Source organism: Bacillus sp. Nf3, from assembly GCF_003028545.1.
GTDB classification, from domain to species: Bacteria; Bacillota; Bacilli; order Bacillales; family Bacillaceae; genus Bacillus; species Bacillus safensis.
The window spans coordinates 1-16,667 of sequence record NZ_PYUA01000006.1 but is presented as its reverse complement, the minus strand read 5'-3'; the positions used below and the strand labels follow the sequence as shown (position 1 = coordinate 16,667).

21 protein-coding genes, 2 tRNA genes and 1 rRNA gene are annotated in these 16,667 nt (G+C 40.5%); 8 read left to right on the top strand and 16 right to left on the bottom strand.

Annotation, left to right across the window (positions count from 1 at the left end):
* Window positions 1-35: 35 nt before the first annotated feature.
* Window positions 36-404: an RlpA-like double-psi beta-barrel domain-containing protein gene (locus C9414_RS15495; protein WP_024424478.1), complete on the bottom strand. Its 369-nt coding sequence runs from the start codon at window positions 402-404 to the stop codon at window positions 36-38.
* Window positions 405-613: 209 nt separating this feature from the next.
* On the opposite strand from C9414_RS15495, the gene C9414_RS15490 reads away from it, so the two are divergent.
* From C9414_RS15490 to C9414_RS15480, 3 genes are all read left to right on the top strand, one after another.
* On the top strand, window positions 614-1,288 hold the full coding sequence (locus C9414_RS15490) for a hypothetical protein (protein ID WP_041087018.1): 675 nt from the start codon (window positions 614-616) through the stop codon (window positions 1,286-1,288).
* Window positions 1,289-1,413: 125 nt separating this feature from the next.
* The gene (locus C9414_RS15485) at window positions 1,414-1,881 is read left to right on the top strand and encodes a hypothetical protein (protein WP_107163991.1); all 468 of its coding nucleotides are present in this window, start codon (window positions 1,414-1,416) and stop codon (window positions 1,879-1,881) included.
* 138 nt (window positions 1,882-2,019) lie between these two features.
* A complete protein-coding gene (locus C9414_RS15480; protein ID WP_107163990.1) occupies window positions 2,020-2,370 on the top strand; it encodes a DUF4064 domain-containing protein in 351 nt (116 codons plus the stop codon).
* Window positions 2,371-2,400: 30 nt separating this feature from the next.
* Here the strand turns inward: C9414_RS15480 and C9414_RS15475 are convergent, their stop codons facing one another.
* Entirely contained in the window at window positions 2,401-2,835 is a 435-nt protein-coding gene (locus tag C9414_RS15475; protein WP_107163989.1) for a hypothetical protein, read from the bottom strand.
* A 245-nt stretch (window positions 2,836-3,080) separates the two neighbouring features.
* On the opposite strand from C9414_RS15475, the gene C9414_RS15470 reads away from it, so the two are divergent.
* The gene (locus C9414_RS15470) at window positions 3,081-3,617 is read left to right on the top strand and encodes an LptM family lipoprotein (RefSeq protein WP_107163988.1); all 537 of its coding nucleotides are present in this window, start codon (window positions 3,081-3,083) and stop codon (window positions 3,615-3,617) included.
* Between the two features lie 448 nt (window positions 3,618-4,065).
* On the opposite strand, the gene groL is transcribed toward C9414_RS15470, so the two are convergent.
* Together groL and groES are read right to left on the bottom strand one after the other, a co-directional pair.
* Complete coding sequence (gene groL, locus C9414_RS15465; protein ID WP_024424467.1) at window positions 4,066-5,700, bottom strand: chaperonin GroEL; 1,635 nt, start codon at window positions 5,698-5,700, stop codon at window positions 4,066-4,068.
* A 55-nt stretch (window positions 5,701-5,755) separates the two neighbouring features.
* Window positions 5,756-6,040, bottom strand: a complete 285-nt coding sequence (groES, locus tag C9414_RS15460) for a co-chaperone GroES (RefSeq protein ID WP_024426730.1) — start codon at window positions 6,038-6,040, stop codon at window positions 5,756-5,758.
* A 229-nt stretch (window positions 6,041-6,269) separates the two neighbouring features.
* Between groES and C9414_RS15455 the strand changes: the two genes are divergently transcribed.
* Genes C9414_RS15455 through C9414_RS15445 form a run of 3 tightly spaced genes read left to right on the top strand, consistent with a single transcriptional unit; the run spans window position 6,270 to window position 7,878 of the window.
* Window positions 6,270-7,004: a CPBP family intramembrane glutamic endopeptidase gene (locus tag C9414_RS15455; RefSeq protein WP_107163987.1), complete on the top strand. Its 735-nt coding sequence runs from the start codon at window positions 6,270-6,272 to the stop codon at window positions 7,002-7,004.
* Complete coding sequence (locus tag C9414_RS15450) at window positions 7,001-7,195, top strand: YdiK family protein (RefSeq protein ID WP_003213897.1); 195 nt, start codon at window positions 7,001-7,003, stop codon at window positions 7,193-7,195. Before C9414_RS15455 ends, C9414_RS15450 begins: the two co-directional genes overlap by 4 nt.
* A 56-nt stretch (window positions 7,196-7,251) precedes the next feature.
* Window positions 7,252-7,878 carry an NUDIX hydrolase gene (locus C9414_RS15445; protein ID WP_107163986.1) on the top strand — a complete coding sequence of 209 codons (627 nt, stop codon included), beginning with the start codon at window positions 7,252-7,254 and terminating at the stop codon, window positions 7,876-7,878.
* A 38-nt stretch (window positions 7,879-7,916) separates the two neighbouring features.
* Here C9414_RS15445 and tatC read toward each other — a convergent pair whose 3' ends face one another.
* Genes tatC through moaC form a run of 4 tightly spaced genes read right to left on the bottom strand, consistent with a single transcriptional unit; the run spans window position 7,917 to window position 10,049 of the window.
* Entirely contained in the window at window positions 7,917-8,675 is a 759-nt protein-coding gene (gene tatC, locus C9414_RS15440) for a twin-arginine translocase subunit TatC (RefSeq protein WP_098676753.1), read from the bottom strand.
* 6 nt (window positions 8,676-8,681) lie between these two features.
* The gene (locus tag C9414_RS15435; protein ID WP_008355689.1) at window positions 8,682-8,861 is read right to left on the bottom strand and encodes a twin-arginine translocase TatA/TatE family subunit; all 180 of its coding nucleotides are present in this window, start codon (window positions 8,859-8,861) and stop codon (window positions 8,682-8,684) included.
* A 27-nt stretch (window positions 8,862-8,888) separates the two neighbouring features.
* A complete protein-coding gene (locus C9414_RS15430) occupies window positions 8,889-9,542 on the bottom strand; it encodes a redox-sensing transcriptional repressor Rex (protein ID WP_008355687.1) in 654 nt (217 codons plus the stop codon).
* A gap of 15 nt (window positions 9,543-9,557) precedes the next feature.
* Window positions 9,558-10,049 (bottom strand): cyclic pyranopterin monophosphate synthase MoaC, encoded by a 492-nt coding sequence (gene moaC / locus C9414_RS15425; RefSeq protein ID WP_107163985.1) that lies wholly within the window; start codon window positions 10,047-10,049, stop codon window positions 9,558-9,560.
* A 138-nt stretch (window positions 10,050-10,187) separates the two neighbouring features.
* Between moaC and C9414_RS15420 the strand changes: the two genes are divergently transcribed.
* Window positions 10,188-12,110, top strand: a complete 1,923-nt coding sequence (locus C9414_RS15420; RefSeq protein WP_107163984.1) for an ABC-F family ATP-binding cassette domain-containing protein — start codon at window positions 10,188-10,190, stop codon at window positions 12,108-12,110.
* Between the two features lie 270 nt (window positions 12,111-12,380).
* Here the strand turns inward: C9414_RS15420 and tsaD are convergent, their stop codons facing one another.
* From tsaD to rrf, 8 genes are all read right to left on the bottom strand, one after another.
* The gene (tsaD, locus tag C9414_RS15415; protein WP_107163983.1) at window positions 12,381-13,409 is read right to left on the bottom strand and encodes a tRNA (adenosine(37)-N6)-threonylcarbamoyltransferase complex transferase subunit TsaD; all 1,029 of its coding nucleotides are present in this window, start codon (window positions 13,407-13,409) and stop codon (window positions 12,381-12,383) included.
* Window positions 13,402-13,830 carry a ribosomal protein S18-alanine N-acetyltransferase gene (gene rimI, locus C9414_RS15410; protein WP_047202836.1) on the bottom strand — a complete coding sequence of 143 codons (429 nt, stop codon included), beginning with the start codon at window positions 13,828-13,830 and terminating at the stop codon, window positions 13,402-13,404. Before rimI ends, tsaD begins: the two co-directional genes overlap by 8 nt.
* A gap of 25 nt (window positions 13,831-13,855) precedes the next feature.
* Entirely contained in the window at window positions 13,856-14,545 is a 690-nt protein-coding gene (gene tsaB / locus C9414_RS15405; protein ID WP_073979365.1) for a tRNA (adenosine(37)-N6)-threonylcarbamoyltransferase complex dimerization subunit type 1 TsaB, read from the bottom strand.
* Window positions 14,526-15,002: a tRNA (adenosine(37)-N6)-threonylcarbamoyltransferase complex ATPase subunit type 1 TsaE gene (gene tsaE, locus C9414_RS15400; RefSeq protein WP_059376127.1), complete on the bottom strand. Its 477-nt coding sequence runs from the start codon at window positions 15,000-15,002 to the stop codon at window positions 14,526-14,528. Before tsaE ends, tsaB begins: the two co-directional genes overlap by 20 nt.
* A gap of 13 nt (window positions 15,003-15,015) precedes the next feature.
* The gene (gene thiL / locus C9414_RS15395; RefSeq protein WP_073979363.1) at window positions 15,016-15,993 is read right to left on the bottom strand and encodes a thiamine-phosphate kinase; all 978 of its coding nucleotides are present in this window, start codon (window positions 15,991-15,993) and stop codon (window positions 15,016-15,018) included.
* 273 nt (window positions 15,994-16,266) lie between these two features.
* A tRNA-Asp gene (locus tag C9414_RS15390) sits at window positions 16,267-16,343 on the bottom strand.
* A 4-nt stretch (window positions 16,344-16,347) separates the two neighbouring features.
* A tRNA-Met gene (locus C9414_RS15385) sits at window positions 16,348-16,424 on the bottom strand.
* A gap of 18 nt (window positions 16,425-16,442) precedes the next feature.
* Window positions 16,443-16,558: ribosomal RNA gene (gene rrf / locus C9414_RS15380) — 5S ribosomal RNA — on the bottom strand.
* Window positions 16,559-16,667 lie beyond the last annotated feature (109 nt).

The following is a 16,667-nucleotide window of genomic DNA, read 5'->3' as shown; positions in this document are numbered from 1 at the left end:
AATGAACTTTTCCCGCTTCTTTGCATGCCTATGTATTAATAAGTGTAATGCCCTTTTACGACACCTTTACTTGTTTTATACCCAAGTGCTTTGAATGCTTTTGGACTTACGTCTAGTACAGCATTTGGCATTCTGCCTACATCATATTTATATACTGTAATCACTTTATGTGGTTTCGCTTTTGTTGTCACTCTTAGTTTTGTACCTTTTTTCGGTACGTCAAAGCCCATTTTAGTTGCTGCATCCCAATGACCGAGTTTTTTTCCATCTGCGCCTTTTTTGCCGACACCATTATACCAAGTAATATTGCCGCTTACTTTTTTTGCACTTGCTCCATGTGAGAAACTGAATGCTAAAAATAAACTAGCTACTGTTACGATTGTCGTGATAAGCTTTTTATTCATTAAGAAATCCTCCGTTTTTGGTTTCTGCACTTATTATACATGAAGATGAACCCAGTTATTTTACAGACACATTACAATTCAAATACAAGTTGACCACTTTATGACCGATTAAGTTCATAAATACTGCCAAAATCAGCTAGAACATTGTAAGCAGCTCCCCTCTTTCATTTTATATAATGAAGGTGAATTAAATTTAAGGGGGAATTTTCATGAAAAAGTGGTTCACTGTTTTAATTGTAAGTTTGGCCTTCGTTTTGATGTTTTCAAGCCTTCCTGCCTCAGCGGCTAGTCCTCGTCACGGCGCCATTGTGACACAAACGGATGAAGCCAAATGGTCAGGTATCTCTGCCGATATTGTCCTGCCGAAAACAGCCACCATTAAAAACGGCTATGCGGACTGGTATCTCGGTCTCGGCTCTGCCGTTGTAGAGAGCGGTATTTCAAAAACGTCTTCTGGCTATAAGGTCTTTCTGGGCAGCGGCTCACAAGGCGGCAGTAAATACTGGAACAGCGAATACGATTCAAGTATTAAAGATGGCGCACGCGTCAACTTAAAGCTTATTAACAATGGTGATGGTACGGTGTCACTATATGTCAATGGGAAATTGCGCTATAAGCAGCCTGTATACAACCCTAGCCGTCTGAAAAACCTTGATGTTGTCAAAATGGTACACGGCGTACAGGATAATGGAACAAACAGCTATTCACAAGCAAGCTTCTCAAATGTACAGCTTCGTGCAAATACATCAGGAAGTGTTTATAAAAATTGGGATGGGTCAATCAAATCATCGCTTTTACGTAAAAATTTAGAATCCGGTGCTGCCACTCCTAAATTCACCGTCATTTCTTCTATCCCATTAAGTACAAGCCTTTCAGCACAATAAGAAATAAAGCACCCGGTAGAGGGTGCTTTTTATTGTTCACAGCTTATCAACACTTCTCTTTTAATCAAAACAAGGATTCGTGGTAACATAAGCATACATACTTCGAAGAAAAAAGGAGATCGAACGTGAAAAAAAGTCTACTTGTTTTCATGAGTCTAGTTGCAAGTCTCTGCATTCTAGCAGCTTGCTCAAATACGACGAAAGAACAAAAAATAGAAACGAAGGCACTTCCAACAATTAATGAACGCATTCAAAAGGAAACGAAAGAAGTGATGGAGCAGTCTAAACTCATCAAAGACACTGACATCACCGTGGATCAAAAGAAAAAAATCATTTCTTTAAACGTAACAGCTTCCTCTGATACCAATAGTGATTACGCTGAAGTCATCGGTTTAAACTTTGCCAAGACGCTCGCCATTGGAGCATCAACCGAAAAAGAAAACAACCTTCATAAACCAGAAAACGACAGCCTCGGCGCTCTCTATTCCTTTTATGACCTAAACATCACCGTGAAACAAGAAAACGGCAAGGTGCTGGCAAAGGGAACGAAAAAAACAAATGAAACAAAAATTACTTGGGAAAGAGCCCAATAACTGGACAAGAAAATCCTTTATGGATTTTCTTCTTTTTTTTAACAAAACTATTAACATTATGAAAGAAATGCCGATTAGTAAGATTGTGTTGGTTCTTAAGTACCAATAATTCTTATGTACATATCGGGGGAAAGTATTATGAAAAGAACGACAGAATTTGTTTTAGGTTTAATTGGAGGTATTTTTGGATTTTTCGGCGCAATGTTCGCTCTTGCTTTCGGAGGAATCGATGCGGCATTTAGCGATTCAGGCACCAGTGAAATTACAGGATTAGGCTGGGCAGCAATGCTTTTCTCTATTCTTGCCATTGTCTCATCTGTCATTGTAAAGAAAAAAGCAAAGCTTGGTGGAATTTTATTATTAGTATCTGCTGTTGGTGGCATTATTTCTATTTCTATGTTCTTCATCCTTCCAGCTGTATTAATCATCATTGCAGGCTGCATGGGCGTGTTTAGAAAAGAGCCTGTCGTCAATAACACAACTGTATAAGTAGAGAGAATAAAGCTTGTAGAGATTGCTCTACAAGCCTTTTCTCTCTACTTTTTGTAATTCATATTGTATGGCAACAACTAACTCTATTATGTTTTCATCTGTCCAAAGATCCAACATAAATAGAATGTCATTCATCATCTGTGACAAATCTTCCCGGCTCATCAATTCTTCTTTGTAAGCAGGGACAACAAAGAAATAGAGTAGATCAGCCAATTCAAGAGCGACACGTACATCTTTTTCATCCATGATGGCTTTATGCAAAGAGTGGATCAGCCATTTGAGGTCTTCATGATTTTCAATAGGAACATACATCAATTGGTGAATTTCATCGATGTTCCTTACCTTTAGAATCCTCTCAGCTGATTCCTTTGAAAGAGCCCCAATTGTATTTGAAGATATATTCAGAAACAAGAATTCATGTTGATCCTCTCTATTAACCGTCTTGATTGACGAACCATCCATTCCAATCACTCCCAATCCCTTATAATAATTCTATTATAAGGAAATTCAAGTTCGTTTTAAGTCATCAGAAGTGGATTTTAAGTAATTTTAAGCTAACTGGTTTATCAAAAAACACTTAAAAACAATTATTTTCTATTTTTATCATTTTTTGTTGATTTGTAGGTTCTTTTATCCTATTATAATAGTCATAGTCAATGTATAAGCAAAAGACGCTTATATAAATTAAACAAAAGGGGATTTTCATTTTGAAGAAATTCTATGCTTTATTTTTAGCTTTAGGGCTAACATTTACACTTGCTGCTTGCGGCTCAACAGAAGATGTGTCTACAGGTGCGTCTAAAGAAAAAGAGTCTACAAGCACAAAAACACAATCAAAAAACAAAAAAGATGATGGTTCAAAGAAAATAAATGCGAGCAAACACAAAACAACTGCTCAAGGAATGAAAGTAAACCTTGGCGAAATTAAAATTATGAAGGATAGAATCAATGTTGGAATGAATATTGAAAATACGACAGATAAAGTTCTAAACTTCTATCCAGATCAAGGTAAAGCTGTAGCAGGAAGCATGCAACTAGATGCGAATATGTTTATGACTGATGGTGATATTGGTGGCGAAGTTGAAGGTGGCGTTAAACAAGATGGTGTTATTCAATTCTTAGCTCCTGAAGGCAAAGAGATCAACATTAAAAACATCAAAGAATTAAAGCTGAAATTTGGAAATGTCACAACTGACGATTACATGAATAGAAAAGACGTGACATTCACAGTAAAAGTAAAATAAACTTTCATTAATGCCCTTGAATGATGAGGGCTTTTTTTATTTTAGAGCAGCTTCTGTGAAGAGGGTATGCTTTATGCATACGGTCCTTCAAAAATCACGATCGCCTTTTAAAACTCTGAAATGCTTTCCACTTAACAATAAAAAACCCCTACTCCTATTTGAAAGTGGGGGTTAACTCTTTCATTATTTATCACGCTTCTTCGATCCAAACAATCCAAACACGACGGCTAGTACAACAATAATTGCCACCCAAGTAGTAAAGCCCATATGATCACCGCTTTTCTTTTTAAAGTCATCTCATTTCTTCATTTTAGATAAAAATTCATTAAATTACTGTCTCATATGTAAACGGTTGAGAAACGGTGAAGGTTTCAATTCATTTGCGTTCGTAATCAATAAAAATAGACATAACAAAAACCCCTATATTTCAAGGGGTTTTCGAGGGGTGTTACATCATTCCGCCCATTCCACCCATGCCGCCCATATCTGGCATTCCGCCGCCTGAGCCGCCTTCTTCTGGTTTGTCAGCTACGACTGCTTCAGTTGTTAGAAGCATTGCTGCTACAGAAGCTGCGTTTTGAAGTGCAGAGCGAGTTACTTTTGTTGGGTCAACGATTCCTTTTTCGATCATGTTTACCCATTCATTTGTTGCTGCGTTGAAGCCGACACCAATTTCTTCGTTTTTCAAGCGCTCAACGATGACTGATCCTTCAAGACCAGCGTTGTGAGCGATTTGACGAATTGGCTCTTCAAGAGAACGTAGAACGATGTTTACACCTGTTTGAACGTCACCATCAGCTTCAATTGAAGCGACTTTGTTGTATACATTCACAAGTGCTGTACCACCACCGGATACGATACCTTCTTCAACTGCTGCGCGAGTTGAGTTCAGTGCATCCTCGATGCGTAGTTTACGCTCTTTTAGTTCTGTTTCAGTTGCAGCACCAACTTTGATGACAGCGACGCCGCCAGCTAGTTTTGCAAGACGTTCTTGTAATTTTTCTTTATCGAATTCAGAAGTTGTTTCTTCTACTTGTGCACGGATTTGGTTCACACGTGCTGCGATTTGAGCAGAATCTCCTGAACCTTCAACGATTGTTGTGTTTTCTTTTGTCACAACGACTTTAGACGCGCGGCCAAGCTGACCGATTTCAGTTGATTTCAGGTCAAGTCCTAGATCTTCTGTGATTAATTCTCCGCCAGTTAGAACAGAGATGTCTTCAAGCATTGCTTTACGACGATCACCGAATCCAGGTGCTTTTACTGCTACTGCGTTGAATGTACCACGAAGTTTGTTCACAACAAGAGTTGCAAGTGCTTCGCCTTCTACATCTTCAGCAATAAGCAATAATGGTTTTCCTTGTTGTACAACTTGCTCAAGTACAGGAAGGATTTCTTGAATGTTTGTAATCTTTTTATCTGTGATTAAGATGTAAGGATTTTCAAGAACTGCTTCCATCTTATCAGAATCAGTCACCATGTATGGTGAAGCATATCCGCGGTCAAACTGCATACCTTCAACCACTTCTAGCTCAGTTGTGAAACCTTTAGATTCTTCGATTGTGATAACTCCGTCGTTGCCAACGCGCTCCATCGCTTCAGCGATTAGGCTGCCGACTTCTTCATCTGCTGCAGAAATAGCCGCAACTTGAGCAATTGATTCTTTACCTTCGATTGGTTTAGAAATCTCGTGCAAGCCTTCAAGTGCTACTTTCACTGCTTCTTCGATCCCTTTACGAACGCCAACAGGGTTTGCACCAGCTGTTACGTTTTTAAGACCTTCACGGATCATCGCTTGAGCTAGAACTGTTGCAGTCGTTGTACCGTCACCAGCTACGTCGTTTGTTTTGCTTGCAACTTCAGCCACAAGTTTTGCACCCATGTTTTCAAATGCATCTTCTAATTCGATTTCTTTTGCAATCGTTACACCATCATTTGTGATAAGTGGAGAACCGAATTTTTTCTCAAGAACCACGTTACGTCCTTTTGGTCCTAAAGTTACTTTTACAGCATCTGCAAGTGCATCTACACCACGTAACATTGCGCGACGTGCTTCTTCACTGAACTTAATATCTTTTGCCATAATAACGAAACCTCCTCAGTCTTTTTAAAAATTTATCTCAATGTTTTTTATATGATTAACCAATAACAGCTAAAATGTCGCTCTCACGAAGGATTAAGTATTCTTTTCCTTCATATTTCACTTCAGTGCCTGCATATTTTGAGAAGATAATGCGGTCGCCTGTGCTTACTTCTAACGCAACGCGCTCACCACTTTCAAGTACACGCCCTGAACCTGCTGCAACAATTTTACCTTCTTGCGGTTTTTCTTTTGCAGAATCCGGTAAAACAATACCGCTAGCGGTTTTTTCCTCAGATTCAACGAGTTCAATGATTACGCGATCGCCTAATGGCTTTAACATAAGAAACAACCTCCTCAATTTTTATATGTAGTCTTTTTTAGCACTCATCACCAGTGAGTGCTAACACATTTATTATAATAAAGAATCTCTTCTGCAATTTCAAGTGAAAACCTTTAAAAATTTTTACGCTTTCACGATCTTTTTGAATCTCAGATTCTTTCCCTTTTATCGAAAAAGAAGACTTGTGTTACAATAAATTTAGTTCTTTTAGTAAAGGGGTTTTCGTTACTTGAAAAAACAATATTGGTACATCATCTTAACGTATATATTGGTACAGGTATCTGCGTTTCCTTATTTTCTCATGATGAAATGGCTGGGATTCATCCAATCACCGATGACTCAAACAGAGCTTTCAAAATTATCAGGAACGTGGACAATCATCAGTTTCTGTATCGGATTGATTATTATTCTGCTCATCCTTCGAACCGTCCCAAAAGCTTCACTGCGAAATGAAGCACCAGCTTCAATCGGTTCTGCTATCGCATGGATCATTGGCGGTTTCTTTCTTTCTCTCTTTGCACAATCAATTGCGGGGGCGATTGAACAATATGCATTTGGCATTGGACGAGAATCTGAAAATACCCAAAACATTTTATCCATTATGGATGCCGTTCCTTGGCTTGTGATCGTCATCGCCCTGATTGGACCGATATTAGAGGAAATCATTTTCCGTAAAATCATCTTTGGTGTGATTTATGAAAAAACGAATTTCTTCATTGGAGCACTTGCCAGTTCAGTGGTTTTCGCTGCTGTACATTATGATTTTCCCCATATCTTGCTCTATACCGCAATGGGCTTTACCTTTGCCTTTTTATATGCGAAAACAAAACGAATCATTGTCCCAATCGGCGCTCATATGCTGATGAACTCACTTGTCGTTCTTGTGCAGATTGAGCCAGTGAAAAAAATGATTGAAGAACAATCTCAAACCATGCAAATGATTATTGGAGGCTTTTTCTCATGAGAAACCCAGTCGTATGGGGCATCATTTATTTTGCCGTAGGTGTGGCTTTCACCTATATGGCCATTCAAAATCCAGGTGACATGTGGTCATTTTACAGCATTTTGCTGATGGTGTTTGCGGCCTATAATATCAATATCGCGCTTAAAATGTTTGCCTTCTCTGTCAAACTCAAAAAACAGCAGCAAAAATAAATCAAAAACCATTTTCCGCGTTTGGAAAATGGTTTTTTTATGGAGGATGTAACTTCATGGAACATGAAAAACTTCGTTTCTTCAATGATCAGCATGAAACCATTGGAGCTGCCGCTCGTTCAGATGTCCACGCCCAAGGTCTTTGGCATGAAACATTTCATTTCTGGCTTCTCAAAAAGGAGCATGGCACCGTGTATCTCTATTTTCAGCTAAGGAGTCCTGCAAAAAAGGATTTTCCTTCACTGTTTGATATCACCGCAGCAGGTCACCTTCTCGAAGATGAACAGCCTTCTGATGGCTTAAGAGAGGTAGAAGAAGAACTTGGTCTTTCTATCCCTTTTGAGGACCTTACTTATACAGGAATCATAAAAGATGAAATTCACCTGCCTTCTTTCATCGACCGTGAGTTCTGCCATGTGTATCTTTATATGAATGAAGAAAAGCACATGGAAGTTCATCTACAGAAAGAAGAAGTCGCTGGTCTGTACAGAGCAAAACTGGTTGATGCACAGCAGCTTTTAACAGGATCATGTGAAAGAATTCGTATCGAGGGCTTTATAGTTGATGCAAACGGAGAACGACGTGAGGAAAGCATCGAAGTGGGTATTCATAATTTTGTCCCGCATGAGCCTGCCTATTATGAGCACCTCTTTCACACGATCAATCAATTTCTTACACAATAGAAAAAGCATCGTGATCCTCATTGGATCATGATGCTTTTTTATGAAACATAATGTTTTTCTTTCTCCTCTGTTTGCTGCATTTTGCGGTAGGTCACTCTTGAAATGATAATACTCACTTCGTATAAAACGAGCATTGGCAAGGTGACCATGAGGTGAGAAACAAGCTCTGGCGGTGTAATGAGTGCGGCAATGACAAGGAGGACAAAATAGGCATACTTCCGTATTTTTGATAAAAACATCGGTGTGATGATGCCAAGTCTTGTGAGAAACATCAACACGACGGGCATCTGAAACAAAAAGCCAAATGGAAGTGTTAGCTGCATTAGAAATGTAAAATACTCATGAATCCCAATGACTTGCTCTACATTTAAATCATTCGACATTCGCATCATAAAATCGACGACAAACGGAAATAAAATAAAGTAAGAGAAAGCCACACCGCTCAAAAATAAAAGCAGTGCAATCGGAATGTAAGCAAGTGTCACCTTTCTTTCTTTTTCATATAAGCCTGGACTCACAAACGCCCACAGCTGATATAAAATAACGGGACACGTCAAAACCAAAGCAATGACAAAAGCGAACTGCATAAACACGTACAGTGGATCTGTAAGCTTAAATGCATTCAGCGTCAGTGTTGCCGCTTCATCGGTATTTTGTAAATACACAATGACCGGCTTAGCGAGAAAAAAACCAGCCACCATAAAGGCAACAAAAAACATCGCAATGATCACTAGGCGTTTTCGCAGTTCCACAATATGCTCCATAAGCGGCATATCTTTGACATTCATGAAGCTCATCCTATTCTACTGATCTTCTTTTTTCTTTTTTTCTTCCTGATCATCAGCTAAGCCTTTTGTGGCATTTTTGAATTCACGTAATGTATCTCCTGCTGCTCTTCCTAATTCAGGAAGCTTTTTCGGCCCAAAAATAATGAGCGCTACAATCGCAATCAGAATCAAACTCCCAGGACCGATCGGACCCATTTGCTCCACCCCCTTTACCCCTTTTCGTCAGTCCTCCTGCGTAACAGAGTAATGCTTTAAGAAATACACAAGAGACTGAAGTTCAACCGCCAAATCTATATGATGAATTCGAATGTGTTCCGGCACATTCAATCGAGCCGGCGTAAAGTTAAGGATTCCTTTGATGCCAAGGGCAATCAAACGATCTGTAATGGATTGAGCTGCTACGGCAGGTACTGTCAAAATTGCAACAGGGATATCTCCTACCTCTTGAACATGCTCTTCAAGCTTATCCAAATCATAGACAGGCACGCCGCCTATCTCACTTCCTATTTTACTCTCATTGACGTCAAAAGCCATTGAAATTTTTGTATTATTATTTTTTATGAAATTATAGTGTAAAAAAGCAGTTCCTAAATTCCCGACACCGATGAGCATGACATTGGTCATTTCATCTTGGTCAAGGGTCTTTCTGAAGAAGGTCAAGAGATAATCGACATTATAGCCATATCCTTTCTTCCCAAGTGCACCAAAGTACGAAAAATCTCGGCGAATGGTGGCAGAATCCACTTTGACTGCATCACTAAGCTCAGCTGATGACACCCTTTGTTTTCCTGATGCATGCAGATTTTTTAAAAAACGGTAGTAAAGCGGCAAACGTTTGGCTGTCGCTTGTGGAATTTTTGACTGATCTATATTCATATAAGGTCCTCCAACTTAAATATCAGATGCTCTGTAGAAATCACCATTTTTCCCGCCTGTCTTTTCAATTAGATAGGTAGGACCGATGATCATACCTTTATCAATCGCTTTGCACATGTCGTAAACGGTCAGTGCACATACTGAAGCAGAAGTGAGCGCTTCCATCTCCACACCTGTACTTCCTTTTGTTTTTACCTGTACTTGTATGTTCAGGATGTGCGCATTTCCATCTTCCTCCCAATCAAAGGAGATATCCACGCCTTTTAGTGCAAGCGGATGACACATTGGAATGATGGTAGATGTTTGCTTTGCTGCCATGATGCCAGCAACCTGTGCAACAGACAGCACATCCCCTTTTCCAATTTCACGCTGTTGTATTTTATGAAACACTTCTTTTATCATACGAACACTTGAAACAGCAACGGCGGTTCTCACTGTAGACGATTTGTCACTAATGTCGACCATCTTTGCTCTTCCCTGTTCGTTAAAGTGGCTAAATTGACTCATCTTTCAACGCTCCCTCACTCAAATGATACACTATTTTTTCCTATCTGTCTTTCATTTGAATATGGCGATTGTATGTAACATTTGCCGGTTTACTGCTGATAAGCTACACTTAACATATTATAGCAGAGGTGAAGTTACATGATGATTCTACAAGTGAATCAGCTGTCCAAATCGTTTGGCGCTGATACCGTTTTAACGAATATAAAATTGGAAGTCAAAGCAAGGGATCGAATTGCCATTGTAGGTCGTAACGGCGCAGGCAAATCCACGCTTTTGAAAATCATTGCCGGTCAAATGTCTTACGAGCAAGGTGAGATCATCAAACCAAAAGACCTATCGATCGGCTATTTAGCACAGCATACCGATGTGACGTCTACACGTACGCTAAAAAACGAATTATTATCGGTTTTTGATCATTTAAAAGAGATGGAACAAGAGATGAGAACCATTGAGGAGAAAATGGCTTCTTCCACAGGTTCTGAGCTGGAAGCCCTTATGAAAACCTATGACAGGCTTCAGCAGGAATTTAAAGATCAAGGCGGCTATCAATATGAAGCAGATGTCCGCTCCATTCTTCATGGACTCGGCTTTAGTCATTTTGAAGATGAGACAACCGTCCAATCTTTAAGCGGCGGCCAGAAAACCCGTTTAGCACTTGGAAAGCTCTTGTTAATGAAACCAGAACTCTTAATTCTGGATGAGCCGACCAACCATTTAGATATTGATACCTTATCATGGCTTGAGCAGTATTTGCAAAATTATACAGGTGCCATTCTCATCGTGTCCCATGACCGCTATTTCTTAGACAAAGTCGTAAACCACGTCTATGAAGTCTCAAGAACTTCGATGAAAAAGTTTGCAGGGAACTATAGTAAGTATCTGGATCTGAAAGCAGAGCAGCTCGAGCGGGATATGAAACTATACGAAAAGCAGCAAGAAGAGATCTCAAAGCTCCAGGATTTCGTGGACCGTAACCTGGCAAGAGCCTCCACCACAAAGCGCGCTCAAAGCAGACGCAAACAGCTCGAACGGATGGATCGTTTAGATAAGCCTTTAGGTGATGAAAAATCTGCAAACTTTCATTTTGATATTACGAGACAAAGCGGCAATGATGTACTGAAGGTACATGATCTCGATATTAGTTATGATGAAAAAACACCGCTCCTATCCTCTCTTTCTTTTCAGATTAAACGCGAGGATAGTGTGGCACTCATTGGTCCTAACGGGATCGGGAAATCAACCCTTTTAAAAACGTTAACGAACACATTAACACCAGTAAAAGGCGACATCACTTTTGGATCTCATGTCACGATCGGCTACTATGACCAAGAGCAAGCCAAACTGACATCCTCGAAAAAAGTGCTAAATGAGCTTTGGGATGATTATCCTCATATGAATGAAAAAGAAATTCGGACATGTTTAGGAAACTTCCTCTTTTCAGGTGATGACGTTTTAAAGCCTGTCCATGCATTAAGCGGTGGGGAAAAAGCACGCCTTGCGCTGGCAAAGCTGATGCTTCAAAAAGCCAATTTCCTTATTCTCGATGAACCTACAAACCATCTGGACTTAGATAGTAAGGAAATTTTAGAGAATGCACTGATCGATTATCCAGGTACCATCTTATTTGTTTCGCATGATCGTTATTTTATCAACCGTCTCGCAACGAAAGTTTTCGAACTGTCGCATGCAGAAACAAAAGAATATCTCGGTGATTATGACTACTACCTTGAAAAGAAAAATGAACAATTAGAGCTCGAGGCGCTTCAAGAAAATGAACCGCTTAAAAAACAAGCAGCAAAGCCAGTAGAAACAACAAAGCTTTCTTATGCGGAAGAAAAAGAACTGAAAAAGAAAGAAAGACAAAAGCAGCGCAGGATTGAAGAAATTGAAAAACGGATTGCTGTCATTGAAGACAAGCTCGGCGAAAATGAAGAGCTGTTATGTGATCCTGATATTTTTCAAGATCACGAGAAGGTTCAAGCCATTCAAACAGAAAATGATACGCTCAATCAAGAGTTAGAATCACTTTTTGCGGAGTGGGAAGAGCTGTCAGATTCTTAAAGAGTGCCCTAAAGGGTACTCTTTTTTCTTTCAATGAAAATTTATTATCCACAACGATACCCACAATAACTTCTTGATTATTCTTAAACACTTTAGACTTATCCACTTTATCCACAGCGTTTTAATCACATATCCACAAAAAATGTCGTATTTATACACATCCTCTTCACTTTAAAACAAAATTTTCTAATAATTGTGGATATATAACGTTTACATGTGAATAAATCGCTTTCATAGAAAAATAAAAACCCCTGTAATCCACAGGAGTTTTTATTTATATGAGACTAGCGGCAATCCTGGCTGGCCATTCATCGCCATATCGCCTCTGCTTCCTTTTTCAAACGCAACGGTTCCGGCGGCAGCGATCATGGCTGCATTGTCTGTGCAAAGTGATAATGGCGGAATAATAACCTTCACGTCTGGCAGTTTCGTGAATGCTGAAGTTAAAGCTTCTCTTAGTCCTTTATTGGCAGCGACTCCTCCAGCTAGAACAACCTGCTTCACACCATAGGCTTCTGCTGCTTTCAATGTTTTCCCAACAAGCACCTCAATGACACTTGCTTGAAAACTTGCGGCTAAATTCTCTGGGGCAATCGTTTCTCCCTTTTGTGACGCATTGTGTAAGGTGTTGATCACAGCTGATTTTAAACCACTGAAGCTAAAGTGATAAGACCCTTCTTCAAGCCATGCACGAGGAAGCTTAATTGTCGGCTCTCCTTCATGTGCTAACCGATCAATATGAGGTCCGCCTGGGTACGGGAGACCCATCGTCCGGGCCACTTTATCGTAGGCTTCTCCAGCTGCATCATCTAATGTTTCTCCGATGACCTCAAAAGATCCGTGCTCCTTCATTAAAACAAGCTCAGTATGTCCGCCAGAGACAACAAGAGCTAAACATGGAAACTCCAATTCATCAACAAGCTGGTTGGCATAAATATGCCCTGCAATATGATGAACACCAACAAGAGGAATTTGATGGGCAAAGCTCAGTGTCTTTGCTGCATTGACGCCAATCAGCAGGGCACCGACGAGACCGGGTCCTTCCGTAACAGCAATCGCATCCAAATCCTTAAAGCTCATACCCGCCTGTGTCATCACTTCTTCTAATACGATGGTGACTTGCTCCACGTGATGCCTCGAAGCAATTTCAGGTACAACACCGCCAAATCGTTTATGACTGTCTATTTGCGAGGCGACCACATTTGCCACGATTTCCTTTCCATTTTTCACAATGGACGCAGCTGTTTCATCACAGCTTGTTTCTATTCCTAATATGAATCGATCTGTTTGTTCACTCATTTATATTCACCCACATGACTAATGCATCTTCTCCATTATCCGTATAATAATTCTTTCGAATAGAAGCTGGTCTGAAACCGAGCTTTTCATAGAGTGATTGTGCTGGTGTATTTGAAACTCGCACCTCTAAAGAAAGATGATCTGTCTTTTTTTCTTTGCAAAATTCCATGACATATCGAAGCAATGCTTCCCCGTAGCCTTTTCCTCTGTGCTCAGGGAGAATCGCAATGTTCGTAATTTGTGCATCGTCCATGACAATCCAGACCCCGCAATATCCAACAGGCTGCTGATCTTCTTCGATGAGGAAATAATGGCTGTATTGGTTATGAAGAATCTCATAGACAAACGATTCCTTTTTCCAAGGCGCTGTAAACGAATGCACTTCAATCGTATACACCTCTGGAATGTCCGCTACTGTCATTTGCCGTATTTCTGCTATGTTAAGGTTATTTTTGTCCTTCAAGCCATTTCACTTCCGCTTCTGCCAAACGAATATAGTTAGGAACAAGCTGATGAACATCTTCAGCAGGACGATCTGCGCCTAAAAATGCAAGCACTGAAGGTCTTGGGTTATGAAATGTCCCCTCTGCCAGTACAGCCGTTTCTCCTAAAATGGAGCGAATGCTCTCTTCATGAAGGTGCACATCTTGTCCAAGAAATAGAACAGGTTTTCCTGTCTGCTTTAGCTCATGAAGCCAATCCGTCAGCAGGATATTTTGATCTGGTTCGACCTCTTTGATCTTACCTTTTTCAAACGTATATAGCCCAGTATAAACTTGTCCTCTTCTCGCATCAAATAGAGGTGAGATATACCCATCAAAATATTGGCCATTTGCCGCAAGCGCTTCTAAACTCGAAACAGCCGATATCGGGATAGACAGCGTCCACGCAAGTGTTTTTGCTATGGTAACACCTATTCTGACGCCAGTGTAAGAACCAGGTCCTTTTGCCACAACGATTTTACTTAGTTCGCTTGGTGCTACACCACATTCTTTCATTAATGCTTCAACAGTGGGCATCGCTCGGACGGAATGGTTCTTTTTTAAATACGTAATGCTCTCGCCAATCACAGTGAGGTCTCTTACAAGAGCAATTCCTAGTGTATGGTTTGATGTATCAATGGCCAGTATGGTCAAATTCTTTCATCTCCTTACAAAGGGACTCATAACGCTCCCCTTTTGCATCAAACGTGAGATGCCGTTCTTCTTCACGTTCTGTTCTCAGCATTTCAATTTTTAAATAGGAAGAAGGCAATTGAGGTTCAATCAGATGTGCCCATTCAACCAAGCATACACCTTCACCCTCAAAATATTCTTCGAGTCCGATGTCTTCTTCCGCATCTTCCATGCGGTACACGTCCATATGGTAAAGTGGCAGTCTGCCATCGGTATATTCTTTAATAATTGTAAAGGTGGGGCTGTTGACGATACGGGTAATTCCTAAGCCTTCCGCAAAACCTTTTGAAAAAGTGGTTTTGCCTGCGCCTAAATCTCCTTCTAATGTCAATACATCGCCTGGCATCACAAGTTTGGCCAAAGCAGCGGCAATTCGTTTCGTCTCATCCGCACCTTTTGTTGTCCATGTTAATTTCACCGTTGATGTCACCTCATTTCTTAAAATGATTATATCCTTTTTTCATTAACATTGTTTGTTGATCATTGTCTTTTAACATAACACTAGCTGCTTGATCATCCTTGACTTGTCCAATACGTGTGATCTGAATGCCTTCTTTTTGACATTGAGATTCAAAGCTTTCCCAATCAGATTCTGGTATCGTACCAGTTAAAACAAAGTCTTCTCCCCCAAATAACACCCATTCATGCCAGTCTTTGCGCAGCACCTGTAAATCTGGATGAATTGGAAGCTTATCAGCTTCTATCTCGATCCTCACACCGCTCGCTTCGGCTATCTCATTCAACTCACTCGCTAATCCATCACTCACATCATTCAAGGTGACCCGCGGGAAACTTGAACAAATGTGACCAGCAGCAATATGAGGCTGAGGCATTTTATGACGCTTAAGAAAGAAATCAGCGTCGACCGCCTTAGAAGGAACTGCTTCGTTCATTAAGATTGATAACCCAGCGGCCGACGAACCGAGTTCACCTGTGACAAATACGACGTCTCCAGTTTGAGCACTGTGGCGATAACAAGCTGCTCCCTTTGACACCTCACCAATGACCGTCACGGTAATGACAAAGTCACTGCGGGTGGCTACTGTATCTCCACCAATCAAATCCATACGATAGGTGTCAGCCAACGCTTTCATTCCCTCATAAAGAGCCGTGACGATTGTTTCATCACCATGAGGCGGGATTGCAATTGAAACAAGATAATACTTTGGGGTGCCTCCCATTGCAGCGATATCACTGACATTGACTGCCAGTGCCTTAAAGCCAACTTCAAAAGGTGTGGAAAAGTCAAAACGAAAATGAACATGTTCCACCATTGTATCAACACAAACGACCTCTTCACAATGTGAATGAGGTTGATAAACACTTGCATCATCACCGATGCCCATGATCAAAGAGCGCTGATATGTATCTTTTGGTGTGATTCGGCGAATAAGATCAAATTCATCCATAAAAAGACAGCCCCTTCTTGCAATCAATTGGTTAAGTAGACATGATGTCAAACACAGTTAGTATTAGTGTAGCGAATATAAGTCTCAGTTCCAACTAAAAATGATATAAAGAAAGCCTGGTGTGTAAAAACCAGGCTGGGTTGAAGTAATCTATCTATTCTTTCATATAGTGTAGCCAAACACAAATCATTTCATTGCATCGTGGGTACTTGTAGAAAGAAAAAGACATAAAAAAAAACGAAACTATACGTTTTCGTTTACAAGTTATAAAAATGGCGGTCCGGACGGGACTCGAACCCGCGACCTCCTGCGTGACAGGCAGGCATTCTAACCAACTGAACTACCGGACCATTTTGGTTGCGGGGGCAGGATTTGAACCTGCGACCTTCGGGTTATGAGCCCGACGAGCTACCGAACTGCTCCACCCCGCGATGATATAAATATTACAAGCTTGGCGGCGTCCTACTCTCACAGGGGGAAACCCCCAACTACCATCGGCGCTGAAGAGCTTAACTTCCGTGTTCGGTATGGGAACGGGTGTGACCTCTTCGCTATCGCCACCAAACCTGATGGAGAGAATGTTCTCTCAAAACTAGATAACAATGTTCATGTTTCACATTAGAATATAGGTTAAGTCCTCGATCTATTAGTATCTGTCAGCTCCACGTGTCACC